The following is a 21,968-nucleotide window of genomic DNA, read 5'->3' as shown; positions in this document are numbered from 1 at the left end:
CGCATCCGAGATCCCCGGACGGGCCGGGTTGCTATCCGAGCCGTTCACCGCAGCGGTTGCAAAACAAGGAACCGGGCAGGTTGTCGGCGCGGCAATGGGGGCAGGATTGCTCGCGCGCCCGCTCGTCCACCGAATGGCCGCACAGTGGACAGAATTTGGCACCCGGCATCAGGTTGTTGCCGCAGTTGGCGCAGTGTTGGTTGATGATTTGCTGGTGGCCGCAAAAAGGACAAAAGCGGGCTGTGGCCGGAATCGCGTTGTCGCATTCCTCGCAAGCCACTTCCCGGACCGCCTCCTTCCGGCCGGCATTCGTTTGGAGGCCGGCGAACATGGCCGGCATCATCATCCCCAACCCCAACCCCAGTCCGGCCCCGGCCTCGCCGCCGGCAGACGCCGCCTTTTCCATGGCCATGGCTGCCTTCATCCGGACAAATCTGTCCATGTCCTTGATCACGCTCATCCGTGACCGGTCGTCGATGGCCTGCTGCACCTCGGCCGGCGGCGTGATCGAGGTCACGTACAAACCGGCCAGGGACAGGCCGAGCCGGGAGAAATCGCGGGCCAGGCTCTTTTCCAGCCCTTCGGCGATATCGTCGAACCGGCCGGGCAGGTCGAACAAGGTGGTGAGATGCTCGCCCAGGTAATCGTTGAAGCGGGAGACGATCATCTGGCGCAGGTATTCCTCGACCTGTTCGGTGGTGTACCGGCCCATGGTGCCGGCCAGGGTATTGATCAGGAGCAGCGGCTGGGCCACCCGGATGCTGAACACCCCGTGGGCGCGAAGGCGGACCAGGCCCAACTCGGCGTCGCGAAACGCCACCGGATCGCTGGTGCCCCATTTGAGATCGGGAAAGATCTTGAGGTTGACGAAAAACACCTCGGCCCGAAGTGGGCTGATCATGCCCCAGGGTGCGGAAAGGAGCTTGGTCAGGATCGGGATGTTGCCGGTTTTGAGGGTGTGGCGGCCCGGTCCGTAGGCATCGCAGGCCTTACCCTTGTAAAACAGGATGGCAGCCTGGCTTTCGCGCACCGTCAGCTGCGCCCCGTACTTGATCTCTCCCGATCCTTGCTCGGGCAGGCGGTGCAGCAGCTCCTGGCCGCTCTCGTCGAACCATTCCAGCGCTTCCAGCAAAATGACGTTATTGAAGCCCATAAACTTCTTCTCCCGAAAAGATTGTAGCAATCACTGGGAATAGTATAGTGGCAGCGAAAGTGAACCCAAAGGAAAAATACGTCCGGGATGCAGACGGCATCCGCCCTGATTTTGGGCAGGCACGCCCGCTTGCCCCGGCCCTCAGGCCAAGGAGATGCAGCCATGATTCCCTTCGAACAGCAATGGACCGTGGAATCGGCCATGCATGTTATGCAGCACCCAACCGTGGACAGCGAACTCTGGGCCTCGGCGGTCGAGTGGCTCCTGCTGCACGGGCCGCCGGAGATCCGCGCCCTGCTCCACCAGGCCAGTACCCATGCCACCAAGGTCCAATTTCCCGAACTCAGGCCGCGACGCTTCACCTCCGATGGCAGCCCTTGCTACGACCTGGCCGAACTGGCGCGTACCCTTGGCATCTCCGAGGAGGAGGCCAGGCAGCAACTCGTGGAAAAGGAACGGCAGCATGGCGTTCAACACGGCTTTACCGACGACGACACCACTGCCCTGCAGTAGCCGCGGCCTGGCCCGGCAAGCCGTTTTGCGTCGTAAACGCCGCCTTTCTACCAACCGGAGGTAACGTTCCGGTAGGCAATGAGCTCGAAAAGCCGTTTATGCGGGTCGATCTGGATATGGTAATAGCAATCCTGGGGCATGTAGATGTAGGGAATCTCCTCTTCCTGGCGTGACAGGAAACTGGAGAGAATCATGCGGTTCACCGCCCGGTGGCCGACAATCATGATATTCTCGTCGTAGTTGTTGAGAAAAAAGACCTTTTTCAAACCCCGGTGCACCCGTTCCTCCATGGTCTTGTAGCCCTCTCCTCCGGGATAGACATAGCGATACTTGTTCGGCCCCCGCGCCTTGGCCACGTGCGGCATCTTCTGGCGGATTTCCTCGTAGGTCATCCCTTCGCAGACCCCGGCATGGATTTCGTTGAATTCCGGCAGGGCAATGATCGAACAGGGATCCTGGCGTTCGGCGATCGGCGACGCCGTCTGCAGGGTCCTGGTGTAATTGCTGGTGAAAATGATGGGGATACGGACAGTGGCGAAATGCTCGGCCAGGGCCTTGGCCTGCTCCAGACCCTTGTCGGTAAGTTCGGAATCGCCGCCGATGCGGTCCTCGCGATTGTAGACGGTTTCGCCGTGGCGGACCAAAAAGAGGTTGCGCACCACCCTGGTGGTGATGATGTCGCGGATCCGGTCGTAGTAGGGCAGCACCTCGGTGATCTGTTCCTGGAGGATGCAGCTGTCGAAGGAATCCACCAGAATGCGGTTAGGTTCGGTATCGAGCGGTTCGGAGATCGACTCGTAGTAGGCGATCCGCTTGACAAAACTTTCCAAGGCCTTTTCCGGGGGCAGGTGCCTGAACTCCTTCAGCCGGGCCTTGCGTTCCAAATTGGCTTCCAAGGCCTCCTCGTCGGCATTGAGGCACTCGAGGTAGCAGAGCGGCACTCCGGGAAAGGCAGCGGCGATGGTCTGTCGCCGCTCCCGGGTGACATTGCTGGCATCCATGATCGCCACCTCGCCCCCGTCGGCCAAAAAAGTTTGGGCCTTTTCGATATTCATCCGCGAAATCTGTTCGCGCATCTCGCGGCCCTGGACATTGGCCGGCGAAAAAAACTCCGAGGAGGAGGTGTTGGAATTGGTGTCGAGCTGTCGCCGCAGTTCGCCGTTGTTGAAAATGCGCACCCTGATCCCATCCAGTTCCAACGTGCGGCCCAGTTTGCGCGCCATGGTCGATTTACCGCGCGCCGGCAGTCCCACCATCACGATGACCAATTTTCGTCCCATAGCTTCTCCTTCCGGCAAGCTCCTCACCGGTGACATCGGGTTGATTGAATCGTTTAATTCTACGGAATTCTGTAAAAAAATACAGGGAAAAGTGAACGACACCGGGCTCGACCGATAGAGGTCGGCTCTCTGAGACAAGACAGCAGTGGCACGCCCATACAGATGTTACCGATAGGTAGCAATCGGCCGCTGAATGTGGTATCTTAGAATCCTTCAAGGCTTGCACAGCCGCGCAATGTACGCCCCGCTCATCTTAACCACCCGACAATGCCATGACGCTGAAAGGAAAATTCATCCTCGCGGTGGTCACCATCCTGCTTTTTTCCTACGGGGCGCTGCTCGTCTACATTTCCGATCTGCAAAACCGGCTGATCATCGGCCAGGCCGAACAACAGGCCCGCATGCTCTACAAACAAATCTTGCTCACCCGGCAATGGGTGGCCGATCATCAGGGCCTGTTTCTGATGCAGTCGGCAACGACCCGGCCCAATGCCTTTCTCCATGAGCCGGTGATGACCACCGAAAACGGCCTGATCCTGGTCAAGCGCAATCCGGCCATGGTGACCCGGGAACTTTCCGAGTATGCGGCCAAAACCGGGATGGGCTGGTTCCGGGTGACCAGTTTGCGGCCGGTCAATCCCGACAACGCCCCGGACGCGTTTGAACGGGACAGCCTGATCAGTTTCATCCAGGGCACGGGCGAACGGCTGGCCCTTGAACGCCAGCCAGGCGGCCCGGTGCTCCGCTACACCGCGCCGCTGGTGACCGAGACCTCCTGCCTGACTTGCCACAGCGAGCACGGCTACCGCCCGGGCGACATCCGGGGCGCGCTTTCCATCACCATCCCCATCACCTGGGCCGCTGCCGTCATTCACGACAACAACCGCACCCTGCTTTTGCTGGGTCTGTTCTCCGTACTGGCGGCCGCCCTGGTCATGCTCCTGCTGTTCAACCGCCTGGTCGCCCGGCCGATCCGCCAACTTGCCTCGGCCATGGCCGCCTTTCCCGACCGGCAGGTCGAATCGCTCGAGCTGCCGGTCAGCCAAGATGAAATCGGCAGTCTCGGCGTCTGTTTCAAGGCCCTTTGCCAGCGCTTGACCATTTCCCAGCAGGCCCTGGCCACGGCCAGCGAAAAAGGCTTCCGAGCCGAAAAATTGGCGGCTCTCGGTCAACTGACCGCCGGCATTGCCCATGAAATCAACAATCCGCTTGCCGGCATGCTCAATTGCGTCAAGACCATGCAGGAAGAACCGGACAATGCCGACCTGCAAAAACGCTATCTCGAATTGCTGCACAAGGGGTTGAAACGGATCGAGCAGACCATGCGCCAGTTGCTCAACTACGGCCGGGCCGCGCCTCTGCATCTGCACCAGGCCAATATCGATGCCATCGTGGTCGATTGCCTGGAGCTGCTGGGCCATCGGCTACGCGATATCGAGGTCAAGCTCGATCTACGCTGCCCCGATTTCTGCTGTATCGACAGTGAACTCGTCAAACAAATCGTGATGAACATCATCTTGAATGCCATCCAGGCCATGCCCGGAGGCGGACGGCTCGGCGTTGCCAGCCTGGAGGAGCACGGGGCCATGCTTCTCACCATCGAGGATAGCGGCCCGGGGATTGACGCGGCAATTCAGGACCGGATCTTCGATCCTTTTTTTACCACCAAGGAAGTCGGTGAGGGCACGGGCCTGGGGCTGGCCGTCACCCAGGCGGCGGTGCAGCGACTCAACGGCCGGATCGATGTTCGCAGCCAACCGGGTGCGGGCACGGTCTTCATCGTCACCCTGCCCATTGACCGCCACTGCCTGCCCTCGCCGGAGGGTGTCCCAGCAACGACCGAGAAACAAACATGAAACAAATCCTGTTGGTTGAAGACGACGAAATCATGCGCATTACCGTGCGCGACCGCCTGAAACGTGAAAAATGGCAGGTCGATGTGGCAATCAACGGCCACGAGGCCTTGAACCGGTTGGACCAGAAGCATTATCACCTGATCCTCTCCGATATCCGCATGCCGGGCATGGGCGGCATGGAACTGCTCGAACGGGCGCGCAAGCATTCGCCGTTCAGCGACATGTTTCTGATGACCGCCTACGGCTCGGTGGAAGATGCCATTGCCTGCCTGCGGCAAGGCGCTGCCGATTATATCCTCAAGCCCTTTGAAATGGACGATCTGATCATTCGAATCAACCGCATCTTCGAGATCCAGACGGTCCGGGCGCGTTGTGCCTCGCTGGAGGAGCGCTGCAGCCAGGAATACCAAGATATGATCGGCAACAGCACGGCAATCCGCAACATCTTTTCCCTGATCAACCAAATCGGCCCGACCGACTCCACCGTGCTCATCAGCGGAGAATCGGGCACGGGCAAGGAGTTGGCGGCCAATGCCCTGCACCGGACCAGCCACCGGGCCGACAAACCCTATATTCGCATCAACTGCGCCGCCATTCCCGAAGGTCTGCTGGAATCGGAATTTTTCGGGCATGAGAAAGGGGCCTTTACCGGAGCGCATGCCAAAAAACTCGGTCGCTTCGAGCTGGCCGACGGCGGCACCTTGCTGCTGGACGAAATCGGCGATCTGCCGCTGGGCTTGCAGGCAAAACTGTTGCGGGTCATCGAGGAGGGGGAATTCGAACGGCTGGGAGGAACGAGGACCATCCGGGTCGACGTGCGGCTGCTTTGCTCTACCGCCAAGGACCTGAAGGAGGAAGTGCGGGAGGGTCGGTTTCGCCAAGACCTGCTCTACCGGTTGAGCGTCATCCCTCTGCACCTGCCCCCTTTGCGAGAGCGGACCGAGGATATTTCCCTGCTGGTCGCCCATTTCCTGCGAGGTTTCGGCCGCAAGCGCGGCATGGACCTGACGCTGTCCAATGAAGCCATGCAGAGTCTGATACGTTACGATTTCCCTGGCAACGTCCGTGAGCTGAAAAATATCATCGAACGGGTCTCGGTGCTGTCGCCGGGCCCGGAGATCAATTGCAGCGATCTTCCCGCCGACCTGCATGCCTTACGGACAGCAGTCAACGAGACGGCATCCATGCCGCTCAACGTGGTCATGGCCAGCGCCGAGAAACAATGCCTCATCAATGCGCTGGCCCATTGCGACGGCAACCGGACCAAAGCCGCCGGGCAGCTGGGCATCAGCCGGAAGAATTTGTGGGAAAAAATGAAACTCCACGGCATCGAATTGTAAGCAGCGGGCTGTGCTCCGGCGGCTCAACGGGAAAATGCGAGACAACCCGCAGCAATCGGAATGGGCGGAAGACCCGTTACCGCGCTCCCAGCACCGCGGCAATATCCGCCTCTTCGACCTGATCGGTAATGCGGACCTTGCCGATCTGCTCGGGGAGAACGAAAAAAATGCGGCCGCCAACGGTTTTCTTGTCGATGCTCAAATAGGCCCGCAAGGCGGCGCGATTATACTCAGGAGGAATATCGGTCGGCAGGTGAAAGGCCTGCAACAATTGGATTATCGCCGCAACGGTCGACGAATCGGTCATGCCGATGCGCGCGGCCAATTCCGTCACGGCCCGCATGCCGATGGCGACGGCAAACCCGTGGTTGAGTTGGTATCCCGACGCAGCCTCGACGGCGTGCCCGATGGTATGGCCGAAATTCAGGATTCGGCGCAGGCCCCCTTCCCGTTCGTCTTGTTCCACCACCTTGGCTTTCAGTTCGCAGCAACGCCGGATCATCGTTGCGATCGCCGGGGAATCGAGCCCGAGGATGGCTTCCTGTTTGTGCGCGAGCCAGGAAAAAAAATCCGCATCGATCGAGGCTCCGTATTTGATCACCTCGGCCATCCCGCCGATAAACTCGTCCCGTGGCAGAGTTTTCAACACTTCTGTGTCAATAAAAACGGCCCGCGGTTGATAGAAGGTGCCGATCAAATTTTTGCCCTGGGGAAGATCGACGCCGGTTTTGCCGCCCACGGAACTGTCCACCTGCGCCAACAAGCTGGTCGGTATCTGAATAAACGGAATGCCACGCATATAGATGGAGGCAAGAAATCCGGTCATATCGCCGGTTACGCCGCCTCCCAAGGCAACCAGGCCGTCCTTGCGGTCAAATCCCCGTTCGGCCAGCTCGCTCGCCAGCTGCTCAATGGTATCGAGTCGCTTGTTTGCCTCTCCGTGCGGAAAGGTGATCAACTCGCAGGCAAGACCGGCCTCATACAGTATCTCCTGGAGTTGTCGGCCATACAAAGATGCCACTCGATCATCACTGATGATGGCATAGCGCTTGGCAAGCCCCATCTCCTGCAACCTGTTGCCAATGTGGCGGTTTATGCCCGTGCCGATCGTAATCGGATAGCTCCGTTCCTCCAAGCCCACCTGAATCGTTTGTTCCACCGTGTCCTCGCCGTTGGTTCTGTGGTTCATGCGACCGCATGCTCCCGTGCCTACCGTACCGCCTATTGATTTGCAATAAAAAAAGGGAGATGCCGCTCAAGGCGGCATCTCCCGGTACAAAAGACTTCAGCTGATCTGAAACGAATTACATCTTCGAGCCGGATGCAGCGCCCTGCATCTTGACCTCGACCTTCTCGGTCAGACCGGCATAGTACTTACGCAGCAGGACGAGGACTTCGTCACGTCCAAAGTGGTCGACAACCGGTTGACCTTCGGACAGAGCCTTGCGCAGCTTGGTGCCAGACAGGATGACGCGGTCATCCTTGGTGTGCGGGCAGGTACGGAGGGAAGCCATACCATCGCACTTATGGCAATAGAAGGTCCAGTCAATCTTCATCGGCTTGCAGAGCAGGTCTTTGGCCGGATCTCCGGTTTTCGGGATACGATCGAAAATCTGCTGAGCCTCGAACAGACCGTAGAAGTCGCCAACACCAGCGTGATCGCGACCGATCAGCATGTTGTTGACGCCGTAGTTTTGGCGGAATGTGGCGTGGAGCAGGCCTTCGCGCGGACCGGCATAACGCATATCCAGCGGATAACCGGCGTTGATGACGTTCTCTTTGACGAAATAATGGTCGATCAAAATCTTGATGGCCTCGATGCGGGTGTCGGCAGGAATGTCGCCGGGCTTGAGGTTACCGATCAAGCTGTGGATCAGAACGCCGTCGCACACTTCGATAGCGATCTTGGCCAGGAATTCGTGGGAACGATGCATCGGGTTGCGCAGCTGCAGAGCGGCAACGTTGGCCCATCCACGCTCGTCGAACATGGCGCGAACCTGGGCCGGCTTCAGATAGATGCCCGGGTATTCTTTCGGATACTCGCCTTCGGACAGAACTTTGACCGGACCTGCCAGGTTGAACTCTTTCTGGTTGAGCACCATGATGACGCCGGGATGATCCTTGGGGGCGACTTCCCAGAACTTATCGGCTGCAGACTCTTCGCCTTCTCCCTTGAAAACCTTCTCGCACTCCCAACGCTTGTCGGCTTCGGTCATTTCGAATTTCTCGGTGACCTTCATGGTTGCATAGGTCACACCCTTGTTGACCAGGGCGATCTCATCGCCGACATTGATGCCGCCGGCATCGGCTGCAGAGACATCCAAGGTGATCGGCACGGGCCAGAAGGTACCATCCGCCATTTGGAAATTCTCACATACACCCTTCCAGTCGGCCTTGGTCATGAAACCGCTCAACGGGGAGAAACCACCGATACCCATCATAATCAGGTCGCCCTTGGCGCGATCGGTAACTTCAATCTGCTTCAACCCAGCGGCTTTCTTCAGTTCTGCTTCACGAGCCGCACCTTCAAGCAAGGCGCAAACAAGACCTTTTCCACCGTGGGGTGCTACCAATTTCGAGCTCATACGTTTTTCCTCTCTGGTTGTATTCTTTGTGAGAACATTTAACCTGCTTTAATTCCGGGCAGATGGCCGGTTTCGATCCGACACGCAAAGACTGAACCAGCATTCAGTCTTTGCCGTTATTTATTCAGAAGAGCATCGGAAGTCAAGAAAAAAAACTCATGGAAATAATCAGGGAAAATGATGAAAACAATCGCTCCCATGAATGGAAGGCGCATAAAACTCAAAAATACGAAACCCACCTGCCGGTCAGTGCCATCGGACCATCTCGGAGGTGGGTTTGTTTTTTTGTTGATCGTTTCACCGCATCGTCAGGTCGATTGCGCTTTCGCTAATCTTGCCGATATCGGTTGCTTCAGTTTTCCTTCCACGCCTCCATTCCGCTGCGAAGGTTGTAGACGGTCTTGCCTTCGTTGCGTCCAATCGTGCCTGTGGACTGCTGAGTAAAGATGGAGACAGCGTTGCCGGTTGCCTCCGCCCCACTATGCAGCGAGGGCATTGAGGCAAACCCTGGCCCCAACTCCACGAAGGAACGAGCGACCTCTTTGCCATTGACTATGATCGTACCCAAAATCGCAGACGGATGGGCAGTACCGGTTCTGTAATACAAGCCATACAGCCGGCTGCTTCCTTCCCCAGTGCATTCATCGAGACTTGGTTGATAGGCGGTAGTGAACAGGACGCCTCCGGCCAACACCTGGGGAGTCATCACCCGGGTCGAAGGAACCGTGCCGGCTATTCCCTGAATGGGAGGAAGGTCCACATACCACCCCTTATTGGCTTCTTCCAAAGTCTTGAAGGCCGAAATGGCGTCGACACCGGAGACGGAGCCATCGGTTCCCACCTGCGCATTGCTCACGTTGAGCAGATTGTTTTTTTGCACCGGGGTCCCCTTGTCGATCACTCCGTAAATCGATTGGGTGGCGGTGCTAGATTGATCGGCGGACACGAAAAAGCGCCCGGTCCCGAAAAAGACCCATTTTTGCTTGGCCGAGTCCAAAGATGCCAGCGGAGGCACTAGCACCGGTTGGGAGGTTTCAATGAGCGTGGTGGGAGCCGACCAGTTGCTCGACATGCTCTGATTGTTGATGTCCATGCGCATCAGCCGACCACTGGTGGCCATGGCATCGCCAGCTGTACCGAAGTAGATACTGTCCGCCTTGTAGTCGAGGTTCCAATCAACGGCCACCGGATCGCCGGTCAAGCTCGCCGGGACCTTTGTATCGCAAGAAAGAATATACATCGAGCTGCCGGCTGCGACCGGCACCCTGGCGCAGTCAGTGGGGAGCGTACCGTTGTCGCTGGAGCCCGGTTGAGCCAACTCACCGAGATCAAAGATGAACAGCTTTGCGCTGTTGCTGTTTTTCGCCAAGTGCAGGTCATTGGGTCCCGAACCAAAGGCAAGAAACCACTTATTGGCATCGTAGGCGACATTTTTATCCTTAATCATGAAAACAGCTGGATAGGAGGTGCTATAGGTTCTGTCGGGAACCTGGATCTCCCCCAAAAGCCTAGGCTCTGCTTCAGGATTGGTGACATCCATGACGATATAGGCGGACCGGAACTCCCGGTTATCCTCCGGGGTTGGATCGGCCGCCAAGCCATCGGCCTTGGTGTCCACGGTTATCGGTCCACCTCCAAACCGCATGCCCACAACCAGCACCGTACCCCATCCTTCGGGGTGGTCATCATCATTCGTAAAAATTTTGGCATCAAAAAGCTTGGGCTTGCCATCCACATAATAGACATGCTGGTAGTCGGCCTTTGTGAGCCACTTGAGATGAGGCAGGAGGTTCATGGGAGCATATGCCCATATTTCCGATCCCAGCGGGTGGGCTGTGGCGGCAATCCCCTTATGGTCGGTGCCATTGATCAAATACGAATTGGTTGACGAATCGTAGAATCCGCCGTTGAACGCATGGAGTAGGCCGTCGTTGCTGCCGGCGTAAATCACCTGCCGCCTCTTGGCATACTTGTTCTTAAAAACGGCATAGGACGTATCTTTGTACAAGAGATCGTTCCCCCCTTGGGGCGGACTGGCGACGGTCGGCGTCGAATTGACGATGTCTCCCAGACGAATCACTTCGGTCAGTCCGTCGCCGTCGTAATCGATGGTTCTGTTGCGAAAGCCGCTGATCTCCTTACCCCGGATATAGTCGATGACATTATTCACATCGGCGGTTGTGGCCAGGTCAAAATAACCGTATACAGCATTGCCCCACGTCCCCCGTTCAAAACTGACAAATTCTCCCGAATCCACCACATTGTTGCCGTTGGTATCGATCCAGGTCTTGATGAACCGTCCACTGCTGGCCGGATCGGCAAAGGCCCTTTGCGTTTCGGGCGTGACGATCTGACTCAACCGTTTTCGGGCATTCCACAAGGTGTGGAGATTCTCCAAGGCATCGAGCACGAACTCGTCATGGGCGATTCTGATCGTATCGCCGACATTGAACCAACTCATTGCCGGCGTGACCGTGACAGTTGTGACAGTGGCGTTACCCATGGTCGCGAGCGACGCACTGGTATCAATCTTGCCATTGCTCAGATTGTACACCGTCCAATTGCCGAAGACATTACCCGCAGTGCCGCTCATTTCCTCAACCGTGAAGGTGAGGCTGCCACTCACGTCATTGTAGGCGGTTACCTTACCCTGCATGTAATGCGGCGTGTATTTGTCGTCCTTGGTGCTGACGAACCGTTTGATCTTGGTGCGGTTGGCGGAGTCGTCGTAAAAAAATTCAACCCTCGGATCCGTCAGGTATCCATCCAGCTTGCCGTCGCCATTGTCCTCGCGCATGTAGCCGTAGCTGTCCATCCAAAGAGCCTGCACCGTGCCGATCCACTCGACTTTATGGTCATTGCTGTCCTGGCGTGCCGGCTCGTAGAAGGCCTGGTACAAAGCCCCCACTCCGTTGACGTTATTGGAAACCACCGCCGCAGCCGTGCCCGAGGAGGCGCGTTTGAGAATGTCCAAAAAAACCCGGTTGAGCGAATTTTCAAGCTGTAAGGGGTTGGAAGCGTAAAAATAGTTATCCGGCAGACCATCGCTGCCCGGCTCCCCGGTCCGGTTGTTGGTTTTGTCCCACTCCTCCGGCTGGGGGATCCCGTCGTTGTTGCTGTCGATGAATCCGCCCCATTTGGCCGCATACCAGAGAGGATCGTTGAGCAGGCCCGCCGAGGATCCCGTGGCCTTATACGTCCGGGATGTCGGCGCAGCGCCCACTTGGCAGTTGGTGCATTCTACCTCCTTCGTCCCATTTGGTAGCGTGTATGTAAAGTCGAATAGTTCGATGCCGGAATGAAAGTGCGCTCCATCCTTGTTCGTACCGCTGATGACATAGCCAAATCCTTGGCCCGCGCCAGTGGACTCGGCAATCGCGGCGGTGGTGACGGTAACTTCATTCGTGTCTAGGTCCACCGTATATTCGATGATGCCCCACATGTCCTGGTCATAGTCGCCCCCCATCTCGCTATCTTCCCAGTTGGCATAATATTTCCCATAAGTGGGAGTCTGCTCGATGATTTTAAAATCGACCAGGGTGCCGCCGCCAAAAGGGCCATTTCCTGCGGAACTCCTGTCAAGCCGGTAGGCCGGCAGGATGGTGACCTTTTTACCGTTCACGTTAACCTCTATCTTGGGGACATTGGTCGCCAATGCGACGCCAAAGGTATTGACCATGAGGTCCCGCGAATTCTGCCTGGAGGGGTGTATTGGCAGGTCGTTGCGGATGCGATGAGTGTTGGCGTAATAGGCCAGTCCGGCCATCAGGTAAGTGCCTTTCTGGGTCGGTGCCTCGGGACACAGGCCGGCGAAAGCGCCGAATCCCGCCCCGATCGGCTTGCCACTGCATAAACTGTCGGTGGTGGTGCCGTTACTGCCGATGAACCACTGTGCCCCCGCTGCATTAAGGGATTCCCCCACGCCCACCGCATTGGTCAACGCCTGGACCGTCTGCGAAGGCGATATCTCCGATGATTTAGACATTTGATCGTCATCGTATCCGGAGACACTGGCATTGAAATTGATGACATTAATCGGAGCACAGTAATTAGCCGACGAAAGAGGGTCTTCCCAGGTGGCCAGGGTCAGGCCCAAGGGGCTGTCTCTGTCCCGGGCTGAGTTGAGCAAATTCTTGTAGCTATAAGCCCAGTCCCTTCCGTTAAGATCCTTGTCCTCCGCATTTTCCTTTTTACCGGCGAGATAGCGCAGGGATTCGAGATAAATCTCCGACATCGGATTGCCCCAGGAACTGCATTTTCCTTGCTGGGCAAGCGTACCCTGTTCTGACGTGCTATAGTTTACATCCTTTTCCTTTGGTATCTCAAAGCCAACCTGCTGATAGTTGCAGAAGTCGTTGGAGAGATAATTTCCGCTGCTGTAGTTGTAGTTATTCATGCGCAATCGATCCAGATTGTGCACAATACCCTTGGCGTTGGCCACGAAGGTGCCGTCGTTGGGATTGACTTCATTGGTAAAACTGCTGACATTTTTGCGGAGCACGCCGCCGGAAACGTTTCTGCTGTAGGAACCGGTCATCAGGCCGAATCTAAGCTGGTCCGTATCGCCGTACGTCTGCAACAGGCCGATGGGCTTATAGGTGGAGGTGCCATATTTCTTGAGTTTTTCCTCCCCGAACAGGCCCGCCTTGCCCACCTCGACCCGAACGATGTATTCTCCCTGTGCGCTGCCGGTCCCCAGACCATAGGATCGAGAAGGATTGGCCGAGCTGGCGTTGATGCCGGAGAATGCCGCCTGATTGCCGTTAACGGGGACTTTATTCTCATCGTACCAATAACACTGCTTCCCTTCGTTGGCGTTCCAGAGCGCATAATTGCCTTTGGCAACCCGGAGCAACGGTGGGCCGGTATTAGTTTGGGAAAGATTGCCACCGGTGCTGGTGGTCAGATTACAGAAGGAAATGCCGGTCTGGCTCAGATTCGTCACAGTCCAATCCAGACAGGATTGAGAAGTATTTCTCGCCGAACTGCCCTTGGGAACAGCAATGGTTATACCGGTACTCTCGATAGTTGACACGCCACCGATCATCCAGCCACAGGCAGCTTCCATCTTAACCTGGTCGCCGATCTGAAGTGCAAGTGTGGAGGTCTTGAACTTTATATTGGCGGCGGCATTGTTGGGTACGGCTAAGGGAGTCTCCTTAGTAATATTATTACTAGTCGTTACGGTCTTTCCGCTACCCACCGCCGGCGTCAGGTTGATATTGGTAAAGGGTGTCAAGTCGCTGACATCGCTGCCGTCGTAATACTTAGCAAAGGCATGGGCGTCCATGGGCAGAAATTGGCGCTCGAGCACGGTCAAAGTGCTGGTATCGGTGGAGCGCTTGCCTCCGTAGAGCAGCTTCCGCACCACGTCCATCCGGGTCATGCTTGCCCAGTTGAGAAAGTTGCCGCTCCATTTGCCGCTACAGTAGTGGCTGTTCGTTCCGGTGGCGAGCGTCGCCGGGACAAAACGGTTGTTGCCGGTACTGTAGTCGTAGCATTTCTTGGTATCGAAATAGCCGTAGTATTCGATGTTGTCGGTGTAGGTCGTTTCCGGCACGCCGTCTCCATTCAGGTCCGCGTAATCGGTATAAGCCTTGTAGTGCAACTGATGGTCGCGCGACATGTTGAGCATCACCAGCGGGGTGGCGTCATTGCTGGTGAGATTCATGGGCACGCTGGCAAAATTGCTGTTGGTCGAGTTGGTTACTTCGGCCAACGACCAAACCGGCAACAGGCCCGCGGCAGCCAGGCCCAAAGCGGCCATTGTTTGAAGCAAGATTCGTGCAGTTTTCATCCTTTCTCCTTTAACAGGCTTGCATCCGTAAACAATTTCAATCGTTACAACCGGCCTTCCAGTTCAAGCCCAATCATATGCCTCCACCTGGCCTCGATATTGGTCTCGCTCTGCGATTTTCCGATGTGCTGGGAGTGTATAGTGTAGACGATCTTGCCGCTTTCACGTCGACCGGTGCCCTCGTATCCCATGCCCATGCCCATGGAAAATCCCTCCACGGAGTCTGTGAAGCCGGAGACCGTGATATTGGTTCGCAGGTCGGTGGTTGCGGTCACCGGATCGAATCCGTTCGGGTAATAGCCGATGTCGCGGTCGGTGTTGGTCGGCATCCGGTCGTCTCCGTTGCTGCTCAACGTCTTGGTAGCGATGACGATGGTGTTGTTGGCGACGGCATCCGGGTCCTTTAAAATGTCACTGGAGGAAAAGCTGGTGAAACCGCTTGTGACCGCCAAATTTTCCTCAATGAGACGGACGGCGACTTGGATTCCCGAGTCGGCTTGAAAAAAGGTTTCCGAATGGATACGTTCCGCTCCGGACACCTGCAATTCAAGCATCGAACTGGTGGTAGCCGAAACGCCGATAAGTACCAGCAAGGTCAGAATCAGCAAGGCACCGACGAGGACGAATCCCTTTTCGTTGTTCGTGGTTGCGGAAAGCGTTGTATTTTGCTGCATAATATTGGCTCGGTCGCGATCAAATAGGTTTTAATTTGATAAAATCCATGGAGATCGTTTTTACGATTCCCTGGTCGTTGTGGCGGACAATCACCCGGATCGTTTTGCAGCCGAAAATCGGATAATTTTCCGCCACATTCCAAAACACGGTGGAACTTTGGCCAACGGTTTCGTGGTAATCGGCAGATTCGACTCCGACATCCGTGTAGTTCAACCCGGCTATCACTTCTGGTTCAGATTTTTTTTCCTTCAACTGAGCGTCGTCATAGGCCTTGCCCATGAATTCCTCCAGGCGGTCGCTTCCCCACACAACCGACATCTGCAATTGCTTTGCCTGGAAATTCCCGCGAAGCGCGCTGAGCTGCATGGTACCGGCGGCCAAAATGCCGATGGTCAATATCGCAATGGCGATAAGCACCTCTATCAACGTAAAACCTTGTTGCGAAGCGATCGCTGGCATGGAAGGAGATGCTTTCATGATTAGAACCCAAGATTTCTGCAATGAATGGTCGTTGTGAGAAACATGCTCCGATAGCTGTTATCCGATGTCCAGACAGCCCCGGAAGGAGTGGTGTAGGTCTGCTGCGCCGGCGGCGATTTGGTTGCCGGATTGGCAGCTTGCACCATCATCGAAACCTGGATAGCGTGTACGTTGTTCGTCTTGGAAGTCGGATAGCCACTCGCATCGAGGTAGCGAAATTCAAGCAGGCTAACGTTTTCCGCGACAGGTTGCCTGCCGCTGCTGGGTTTACCGGCCTTTGTTTCCTCGCGCGCCAAATCGTCCACTCTGCCGTCATTCCGTGGCGGGGAAGCAGAGGCAAAGGCGTCGATCAGGGAGTACTCGATTGTTTCCAGCTTGCCCGTGCCATCGTCCCGGGTGAAGGCCAGGGTGGCGGCCGTACCGTTGTCATCATGAATTCCGGTGGTGGTGAGACCGGCCCCCAATCGGACGGGATCGTAGCCGATGGAGCGGATGTCGCGGCTCAGCATATCCAGGGCGACCCGCGTGTTCTGCTGCATTTCCACGACTTCGTCCTGGGCAAGATACGTTTCGTGCTGTGACATGAAGGACGTCATGACTGCTGCCATCACCACACCGCCGACAGCCATGGCGATCAACAATTCGACCAGGGTAAACCCTCCCTGCTTCCTCAACTTATCCGTGCTGATCTGGTTCGCCATTGCCATCGAAAGGTTGCTCGTTGAATTAAAGGTCATGGCATCACGCTACATGCTGACAGCGCCGGCCATAGACAGGGAAATCAGGTATGTCCTCTTGCCGTCGACCGTGCTCATGGTGACGCGTCCTATTTGATTGTTCCATGGCAGACCACGCGAATTATAGCCGGCCTTGTTGCTGGTAAAATTGGTTTCGGTCAGGCGGACATCCTTGGGCATGCTAATGTTCGCAATGGCCTCACCGGCATCGCAGGCACCGTTGTTGTCGCTGTCAACACAGAGTTCGTATGAACCGCCAGGTCCCGCGCCGACAACGGGGGTGAACTGGATGAGCACATTCTTGTTCCGCTTGATGGCTTCGACCTTGGCCTTCTTGAAATCTATCATCAGTTCCCTTGCGGCGGCCCGTAGCCGATAATTGGGCAGCGCGGAAAAGAGCAAGGGGAGGGCTACGGCGGCGAGTATGGCGAGTATGGCAATGACCGTCATCAATTCAACCAAAGTAAATCCCGATGGCATCATTTTGACTTTTCGATGATGCTTCATGATGCTTCCAGCACTCCTGTTGTACATGAGAACGATTGCCCCCAGAGTTCGTTTCAACTTTGCGCACAAGATCGAATCGTTTTTCACTTCCACATGCTTCTCCATCGTCCGTCGAAGGCATGGTATACAACGCCACGCTTTCCTCTTCAATCCGGCCTGGGCCGCAGATTCGACAAACCGACGAACCGGATTTTTCTGCACCGGCCCGGTCTCGCGCAAGAGGCGATAGAGAAAAAGCAAAGAGCCGGCCGGTAGTCAGAGCATTGTTGCGTAGTGCAACAATCTTAAAACATTATCGATATTTTTTAGAACCAAGGCAAGCGCGGAATTCAAACGCCGTCATTTCCCAGGACACGGCTTTCTCATGCATCATAGCAAAAAACAGTCCAAAAAATGTTTTCATTTTTTTATATCGATATTACTGCAAATTACAGAACGGTGACAGAATGACGCTTTCTTCGGCCCGCTTCAAAATACCATCGCATTATAAACTTATTTTCCACCCGAGACCTTCAATTGTAATATTTCTTAACATTCATACTCTTTCAGCTTTGCCAGTAAGGCGGGATAGCTCAGTTCCAGTAACTGCGCCGCCTTGCTTTTGTTGCCCTTTGTCGCCTCCATTGCCCGGCCGATTAACTGTTTTTCCATAATAATTTTGGCCTTTTTCAACGAATAGGTTCCCAGGACATCGTCGATCCGCCGTCGTTCCTGCCGCCCTCCCAGTTGTTCCGGCAGATGCTGCGGCAGGATGGTTTGCTTATCCGCGAGAATGAGCGCCCTTTCCAGGACGTTTTCCAATTCACGGACATTGCCCGGCCAGTCGTGCCGCATCAGCAGCTCCATGGCTGCCGGAGAAATCTCCTGAATGTCGCCCCCCAAACGAGCCGTGCATTTGTGGACCATGAAACGGCACAGGCTCGGCATGTCTTCCATCCGCTGCCGCAACGGCGGAATATGAATGTTGAGCACGTTCAAACGATAGTAGAGATCTTCTCGGAACTCGCCTTGGCCGACCAAGTCGGACAGCTCTTTGTTCGTTGCCGCCAGCACCCGCACCTCCACCTTCCGGCTTTTGCCCTCGCCCACCCTTCTCACTTCCCCCTCTTGCAAGACCCGCAGCAGCTTCACCTGGAGATCGAGCGGCAACTCACCGATTTCATCGAGAAAGAGGGTGCCATGATGCGCCTCTTCGAACAGGCCCTTCTTGTCGCGCTCGGCTCCGGTAAAGGCCCCCTTGGCATAGCCAAAAAACTCGCTTTCCAAGAGCGTTTCGGGGATGGAACCACAATTGACCGCCACAAACGGCGCCTCGCTCCCCTTGCCCACCGCATGGATTCCCTTGGCCACCAGCTCCTTGCCGGTCCCGGATTCGCCTGTGATCAGGACCGTGGTGCTGTGCCGCGCCACCTTCTCGGCCAGCCGAAAGATCTCTTGCATTGCCTTGCTCTTGCCCACCATGCCGCCAAAAGCCCGCTGGCTGTCAATGGCCTCGATCCTCTCCTTCAACTGCTTGTTTTCTTGACGCAACCGTTCGCGTTCCTCAGCCTTGCGCAGCACCAGCAGGATTTCCTCGAGCTTGAAAGGCTTGGAGATGTAGTCATACGCCCCCTGCTTGACCGTTTCGATCGCTTGATCGATGGTCCCATAGGCAGACATCATGATCATCGTGGCGCCCCAACCCTTGCTTCGCACCCGCTCCAGAAACGCCATGCCATCCATGACCGGCATTCTCAAGTCGCAAAGGACAAAATCGTATTGCCCCCGGTTCATCCAATCGAGTCCCTCGGCCCCATTGCCCGCGACATCGACCTTGTATCCCTGCTTGGTCAGCAAAGCGCTCAACAAATGCCGCATGTTGGCTTCGTCGTCGATCACCAGAATTGTTTGCACCATGGCTCCTATATTATATAGACGCTATTGCGACGCGGATTCCATCGTTCTCTGAATGTTGTCCGCCCGGGTCGCATCCTCCCCAGCCGCCAGGGGAAGGATGATCCGCATCGTGGTGCCTTCGCCGTCTCGACTGTGCACCTCCATCCGTCCCCCCATCGATTCAACCAGAGTCAACGACACGGAGAGCCCCAGACCGGTGCCGGCCCCTGGTTCCTTGGTGGTAAAAAAGGGATCGAACACTGCCTGGAGCAGCAAATCCGGTATACCCGTGCCATTATCGGCAATGGTGATGCACAGTGAGGGCCGGTCGTTGTCCGTGCCTATCCCTTGCGCCGTGGCAACGATTATCCGGCCGGCGGCCCGGCGACCGGCGGCATCGATGGCGTCGACCGCATTCAGCACGCAATTCAAGATGACCTGCCGCAGTTGCTCGGTATCCGCAACCACGTCACGATATTGGGCGCGCAAGTCGCATTCGAGCCGTATTCCCTTGAGAAAGGGTTGGCCCGCAAGGTCCTCGACAATTCCGGCAAGCACGGCATGCACGTCATGCACATCGAATCGCGTGGCCATGCCTCGGCCGGATCGGGCATAATCCAATAACCGGCGAATCAGCGTGTCCATTCGTTTTAGTTCCTGCAAGGTCTTGCCAATGTATTCGTCGCGCTCCTGCTCCGAACACTGGCCCATGCCGAGCAGTTGCACGTATCCCTGCGCCACACTGAGCGGATTGCCTATCTCATGGGCAAGACCGGCGGCCAACCGACCCACCGAAGCCAGCTTTTCCGTCCGAATCATCTCCCGTTGATTGTTTTGCAGCAAGGTATTGTTGGCTGCCAGCTCCCCCACGGCCCGGGTCAATTTTTCCTTATCCGCCTCAATCCGCTGAACCATGGCCTCGATGGAACGGGACAGTTGCCCCAGCTCATTGGCCGATTTTTCGGCAAGCAAGGCCTGCAGGCCGTCGCCCTGGTAATTTTCAACGGATTCAACCATCCGATCGATCGGCAGCACATAGGCCCGCATGAAACGAAAAAAAGCCAGGGCGGCCAGGATGAGCGCATTGAACACCAGGTAGACCGCGATCACCTGTTCCTTGGCCCAGAGCGAGCGAAGTGCCTGGGCCAGCGGAAGGCCAGCGGCCACGACACCAAATGGGGTATCGGGCAAGGCGACATAGAGGTATTCAGTTTCGATCAGGTCCAACAAGGTGATGGCGGTGCGGGAGGTTTGCATGGTTTTGGTCTGTTCCGCCGCCATGAGCAGCGCTGGCAGCTCTTGCCGGCAGGGTGCGTGATCGGTCGGCTGGTGCGGGTAGAACGTTCCCTGCCAATAGATACAGCCTTCCGGATTATCGCTTAGAAACGATTGCACCGCAGGAGGCGGCAATTGGGAAACATGTTCACTGGCAGAAAGGGAAACGGCGGCAAGAAAACGTTGCAGCGACCGACCCTCACGAACCAGGACATCGCTGGCCCAGAACGGTAAAATGACAAAATTCGTCACTCCCATGCTCACCCCGACTAGGAGCAGCAGCGAACAACCCATGGCAAGTTTGATTCGTTTCACTGGGAAGCCCCCTTGAGGCATCACGTCACTTCACGCCACTCCACGGAAAGCCGAGCTTCCCCACAAGCGCGGTCATCGTTGCAGCCGTTTTTTGCCAATTCTTGCCTTTTGCTCTTTCTTCTTCCATTTCCAAATCTGATTGCCAGCGAACTTCAGCCAGGCTCGTTCGCCTGCAATCGCGGTGTTCTTTACGCTCGGTGTCATCGGCAAGCCGGTTGATCAAACGAGAGCTCTCACTTCGTTCGAGATGACAACATGGCCTGCATTATCAATGTCCCGAAGGTTCCCTGCTGGTCATTCCGACGAACGCAGAGAGGAAAAATCTCTTACAAAGATGCTGTTTCAACGTGTTAGATTGCCAACCGGCGCTCGCTACGCTCGTCGAAATGACCGAAAAATATACCGTGTTTTGAAATGGAAATGGCATGGCCTGAATGGAAATGGACTGGATATGTGCATCCTTCATCCGATCATGCCAGTTCTTTTCCTGTCCGTGGAGCACGAAGTGCCAATCAACTAATCCAGCAAAATAACAGCAGAATTGCATCAAACATACCTCGCACCACCCCTGTTTGCCACCTCAATCAAGCCCACGCCGCCAGCGATTAATGACAAAAAATGTCAGCCGCCTTGCTCAAGTTGTCATCGTTTGCCAGTCATAAGCCTGTTTTTTAAAACTCGAAATGAGTGCCCAAAAACAAAACTCAATTACAATATATTGTTTTAACAATAAAAAATAAAAACGCCCGTATCAAATCTCATTCTGGCATGGTTCATGGAATAACGGGGCAACAACATAAACAAAGCTGTACCCCATAACTCATTTCCCTGGAGGAAAAAACACAATGAAGAACATCGTACGGAATGCAAAAGGTTTCACCCTGGTCGAGTTGATGATCGTTGTCGCCATCATCGGTATCCTGGCGGCCATCGCCATCCCGCAGTTCGCGGCTTATCGTATTCGCGGCTTCAACTCCGCCGCAGTCAGCGACATCCGCAATCTGGCCACAGCAGAGGCCGGCCTGTTCACGGATATTCAATCTTTTGCCTCCACTGACTCAGACCAAACAGTTGCCACGCCCATCGTTTGGGCTACTGGCCGGGCGGGCGGTGCTGGTGAGATTTGTGTAGGACCGAATCCTGCAGCAACAACCTGCGCAATCAGTATTACGCCGGGTACCACTGGTGCGGAACCTGCAGGCATGAAAATCGGCGTGAGCAACGGCGTACACCTTGCTGCTAGCGTTCCGGAGGTCGATACGGCCACCCCGCGTGCGAATGTGTTTACCATGGTCTCCAAACATTTGAACGGCAACACCTATTTTGGTCAAGACAGCCATTCTGAAGCGATCTATCAAATTTTGCGTGAAGAAGCGCCCACCCTGGCCTTAGAGGACGCTGATGTACCAGAGCCCGACCCGACTAAGGATGTTTTTGCTGGCGAAAATGGCCCTGGAGGGAAGGCGTGGCAGGTTAAATAACCTTACCATCTCGATCTGATCCGCAACAATCTTCAAAAAAACGCGACCTCTTCTTCGGGGTCGCGTTTTTTGGTGTTTTTTCCAACGTTAAGCTATACT

The 21,968-nt window shown here is 55.9% G+C and carries 16 protein-coding genes; 4 read left to right on the top strand and 12 right to left on the bottom strand.

Annotation, left to right across the window (positions count from 1 at the left end; genetic code table 11):
- Nucleotides 1-31: 31 nt before the first annotated feature.
- Nucleotides 32-1,153 carry an SPFH domain-containing protein gene (locus RMR13_RS12150; RefSeq protein ID WP_310600893.1) on the bottom strand — a complete coding sequence of 374 codons (1,122 nt, stop codon included), beginning with the start codon at nucleotides 1,151-1,153 and terminating at the stop codon, nucleotides 32-34.
- 162 nt (nucleotides 1,154-1,315) lie between these two features.
- Here RMR13_RS12150 and RMR13_RS12145 point away from each other — a divergent pair, with 162 nt between their 5' ends.
- Nucleotides 1,316-1,666: a hypothetical protein gene (locus RMR13_RS12145; protein ID WP_310600892.1), complete on the top strand. Its 351-nt coding sequence runs from the start codon at nucleotides 1,316-1,318 to the stop codon at nucleotides 1,664-1,666.
- Nucleotides 1,667-1,713: 47 nt separating this feature from the next.
- Here RMR13_RS12145 and RMR13_RS12140 read toward each other — a convergent pair whose 3' ends face one another.
- The gene (locus tag RMR13_RS12140; protein ID WP_310600891.1) at nucleotides 1,714-2,946 is read right to left on the bottom strand and encodes a 6-phosphofructo-2-kinase/fructose-2,6-bisphosphatase; all 1,233 of its coding nucleotides are present in this window, start codon (nucleotides 2,944-2,946) and stop codon (nucleotides 1,714-1,716) included.
- Nucleotides 2,947-3,218: 272 nt separating this feature from the next.
- Between RMR13_RS12140 and RMR13_RS12135 the strand changes: the two genes are divergently transcribed.
- Nucleotides 3,219-4,802 (top strand): ATP-binding protein, encoded by a 1,584-nt coding sequence (locus tag RMR13_RS12135; RefSeq protein WP_310600890.1) that lies wholly within the window; start codon nucleotides 3,219-3,221, stop codon nucleotides 4,800-4,802.
- The gene (locus tag RMR13_RS12130; RefSeq protein ID WP_310600889.1) at nucleotides 4,799-6,142 is read left to right on the top strand and encodes a sigma-54 dependent transcriptional regulator; all 1,344 of its coding nucleotides are present in this window, start codon (nucleotides 4,799-4,801) and stop codon (nucleotides 6,140-6,142) included. Before RMR13_RS12135 ends, RMR13_RS12130 begins: the two co-directional genes overlap by 4 nt.
- Before the next feature lie 76 nt (nucleotides 6,143-6,218).
- Here RMR13_RS12130 and aroB read toward each other — a convergent pair whose 3' ends face one another.
- The 10 genes from aroB to RMR13_RS12080 all read right to left on the bottom strand — a co-directional run bounded on the left by aroB (nucleotide 6,219) and on the right by RMR13_RS12080 (nucleotide 20,611).
- Nucleotides 6,219-7,331: a 3-dehydroquinate synthase gene (aroB, locus tag RMR13_RS12125; protein WP_310600888.1), complete on the bottom strand. Its 1,113-nt coding sequence runs from the start codon at nucleotides 7,329-7,331 to the stop codon at nucleotides 6,219-6,221.
- A 115-nt stretch (nucleotides 7,332-7,446) separates the two neighbouring features.
- Nucleotides 7,447-8,727, bottom strand: a complete 1,281-nt coding sequence (gene sat, locus RMR13_RS12120; RefSeq protein ID WP_310600887.1) for a sulfate adenylyltransferase — start codon at nucleotides 8,725-8,727, stop codon at nucleotides 7,447-7,449.
- Nucleotides 8,728-9,079: 352 nt separating this feature from the next.
- Entirely contained in the window at nucleotides 9,080-14,524 is a 5,445-nt protein-coding gene (locus RMR13_RS12115; protein WP_310600886.1) for a PilC/PilY family type IV pilus protein, read from the bottom strand.
- 44 nt (nucleotides 14,525-14,568) lie between these two features.
- The gene (locus RMR13_RS12110) at nucleotides 14,569-15,198 is read right to left on the bottom strand and encodes a PilX N-terminal domain-containing pilus assembly protein (RefSeq protein WP_310600885.1); all 630 of its coding nucleotides are present in this window, start codon (nucleotides 15,196-15,198) and stop codon (nucleotides 14,569-14,571) included.
- A gap of 19 nt (nucleotides 15,199-15,217) precedes the next feature.
- Nucleotides 15,218-15,676 (bottom strand): prepilin-type N-terminal cleavage/methylation domain-containing protein, encoded by a 459-nt coding sequence (locus RMR13_RS12105; protein WP_310600884.1) that lies wholly within the window; start codon nucleotides 15,674-15,676, stop codon nucleotides 15,218-15,220.
- A gap of 2 nt (nucleotides 15,677-15,678) precedes the next feature.
- Nucleotides 15,679-16,416 carry a prepilin-type N-terminal cleavage/methylation domain-containing protein gene (locus RMR13_RS12100; protein ID WP_310600883.1) on the bottom strand — a complete coding sequence of 246 codons (738 nt, stop codon included), beginning with the start codon at nucleotides 16,414-16,416 and terminating at the stop codon, nucleotides 15,679-15,681.
- 9 nt (nucleotides 16,417-16,425) lie between these two features.
- A complete protein-coding gene (locus RMR13_RS12095; protein ID WP_310600882.1) occupies nucleotides 16,426-16,923 on the bottom strand; it encodes a GspH/FimT family protein in 498 nt (165 codons plus the stop codon).
- 528 nt (nucleotides 16,924-17,451) lie between these two features.
- Nucleotides 17,452-18,819, bottom strand: coding sequence for a sigma-54 dependent transcriptional regulator (locus tag RMR13_RS12090; RefSeq protein WP_310600881.1), 1,368 nt, complete (start codon nucleotides 18,817-18,819; stop codon nucleotides 17,452-17,454).
- Nucleotides 18,820-18,840: 21 nt separating this feature from the next.
- Complete coding sequence (locus RMR13_RS12085; protein ID WP_310600880.1) at nucleotides 18,841-20,388, bottom strand: ATP-binding protein; 1,548 nt, start codon at nucleotides 20,386-20,388, stop codon at nucleotides 18,841-18,843.
- Between the two features lie 25 nt (nucleotides 20,389-20,413).
- Entirely contained in the window at nucleotides 20,414-20,611 is a 198-nt protein-coding gene (locus RMR13_RS12080; RefSeq protein WP_310600879.1) for a hypothetical protein, read from the bottom strand.
- A gap of 622 nt (nucleotides 20,612-21,233) precedes the next feature.
- Here RMR13_RS12080 and RMR13_RS12075 point away from each other — a divergent pair.
- Nucleotides 21,234-21,869 carry a prepilin-type N-terminal cleavage/methylation domain-containing protein gene (locus RMR13_RS12075; protein WP_310600878.1) on the top strand — a complete coding sequence of 212 codons (636 nt, stop codon included), beginning with the start codon at nucleotides 21,234-21,236 and terminating at the stop codon, nucleotides 21,867-21,869.
- The last annotated feature ends 99 nt before the right edge of the window (nucleotides 21,870-21,968 follow it).

This window comes from Desulfobulbus sp., assembly GCF_031547805.1.
Taxonomy (GTDB): domain Bacteria; phylum Desulfobacterota; class Desulfobulbia; order Desulfobulbales; family Desulfobulbaceae; genus Desulfobulbus.
The sequence above is the reverse complement of the archived record's forward strand: the minus strand, read 5'-3'. Positions and strand labels throughout refer to the sequence as shown.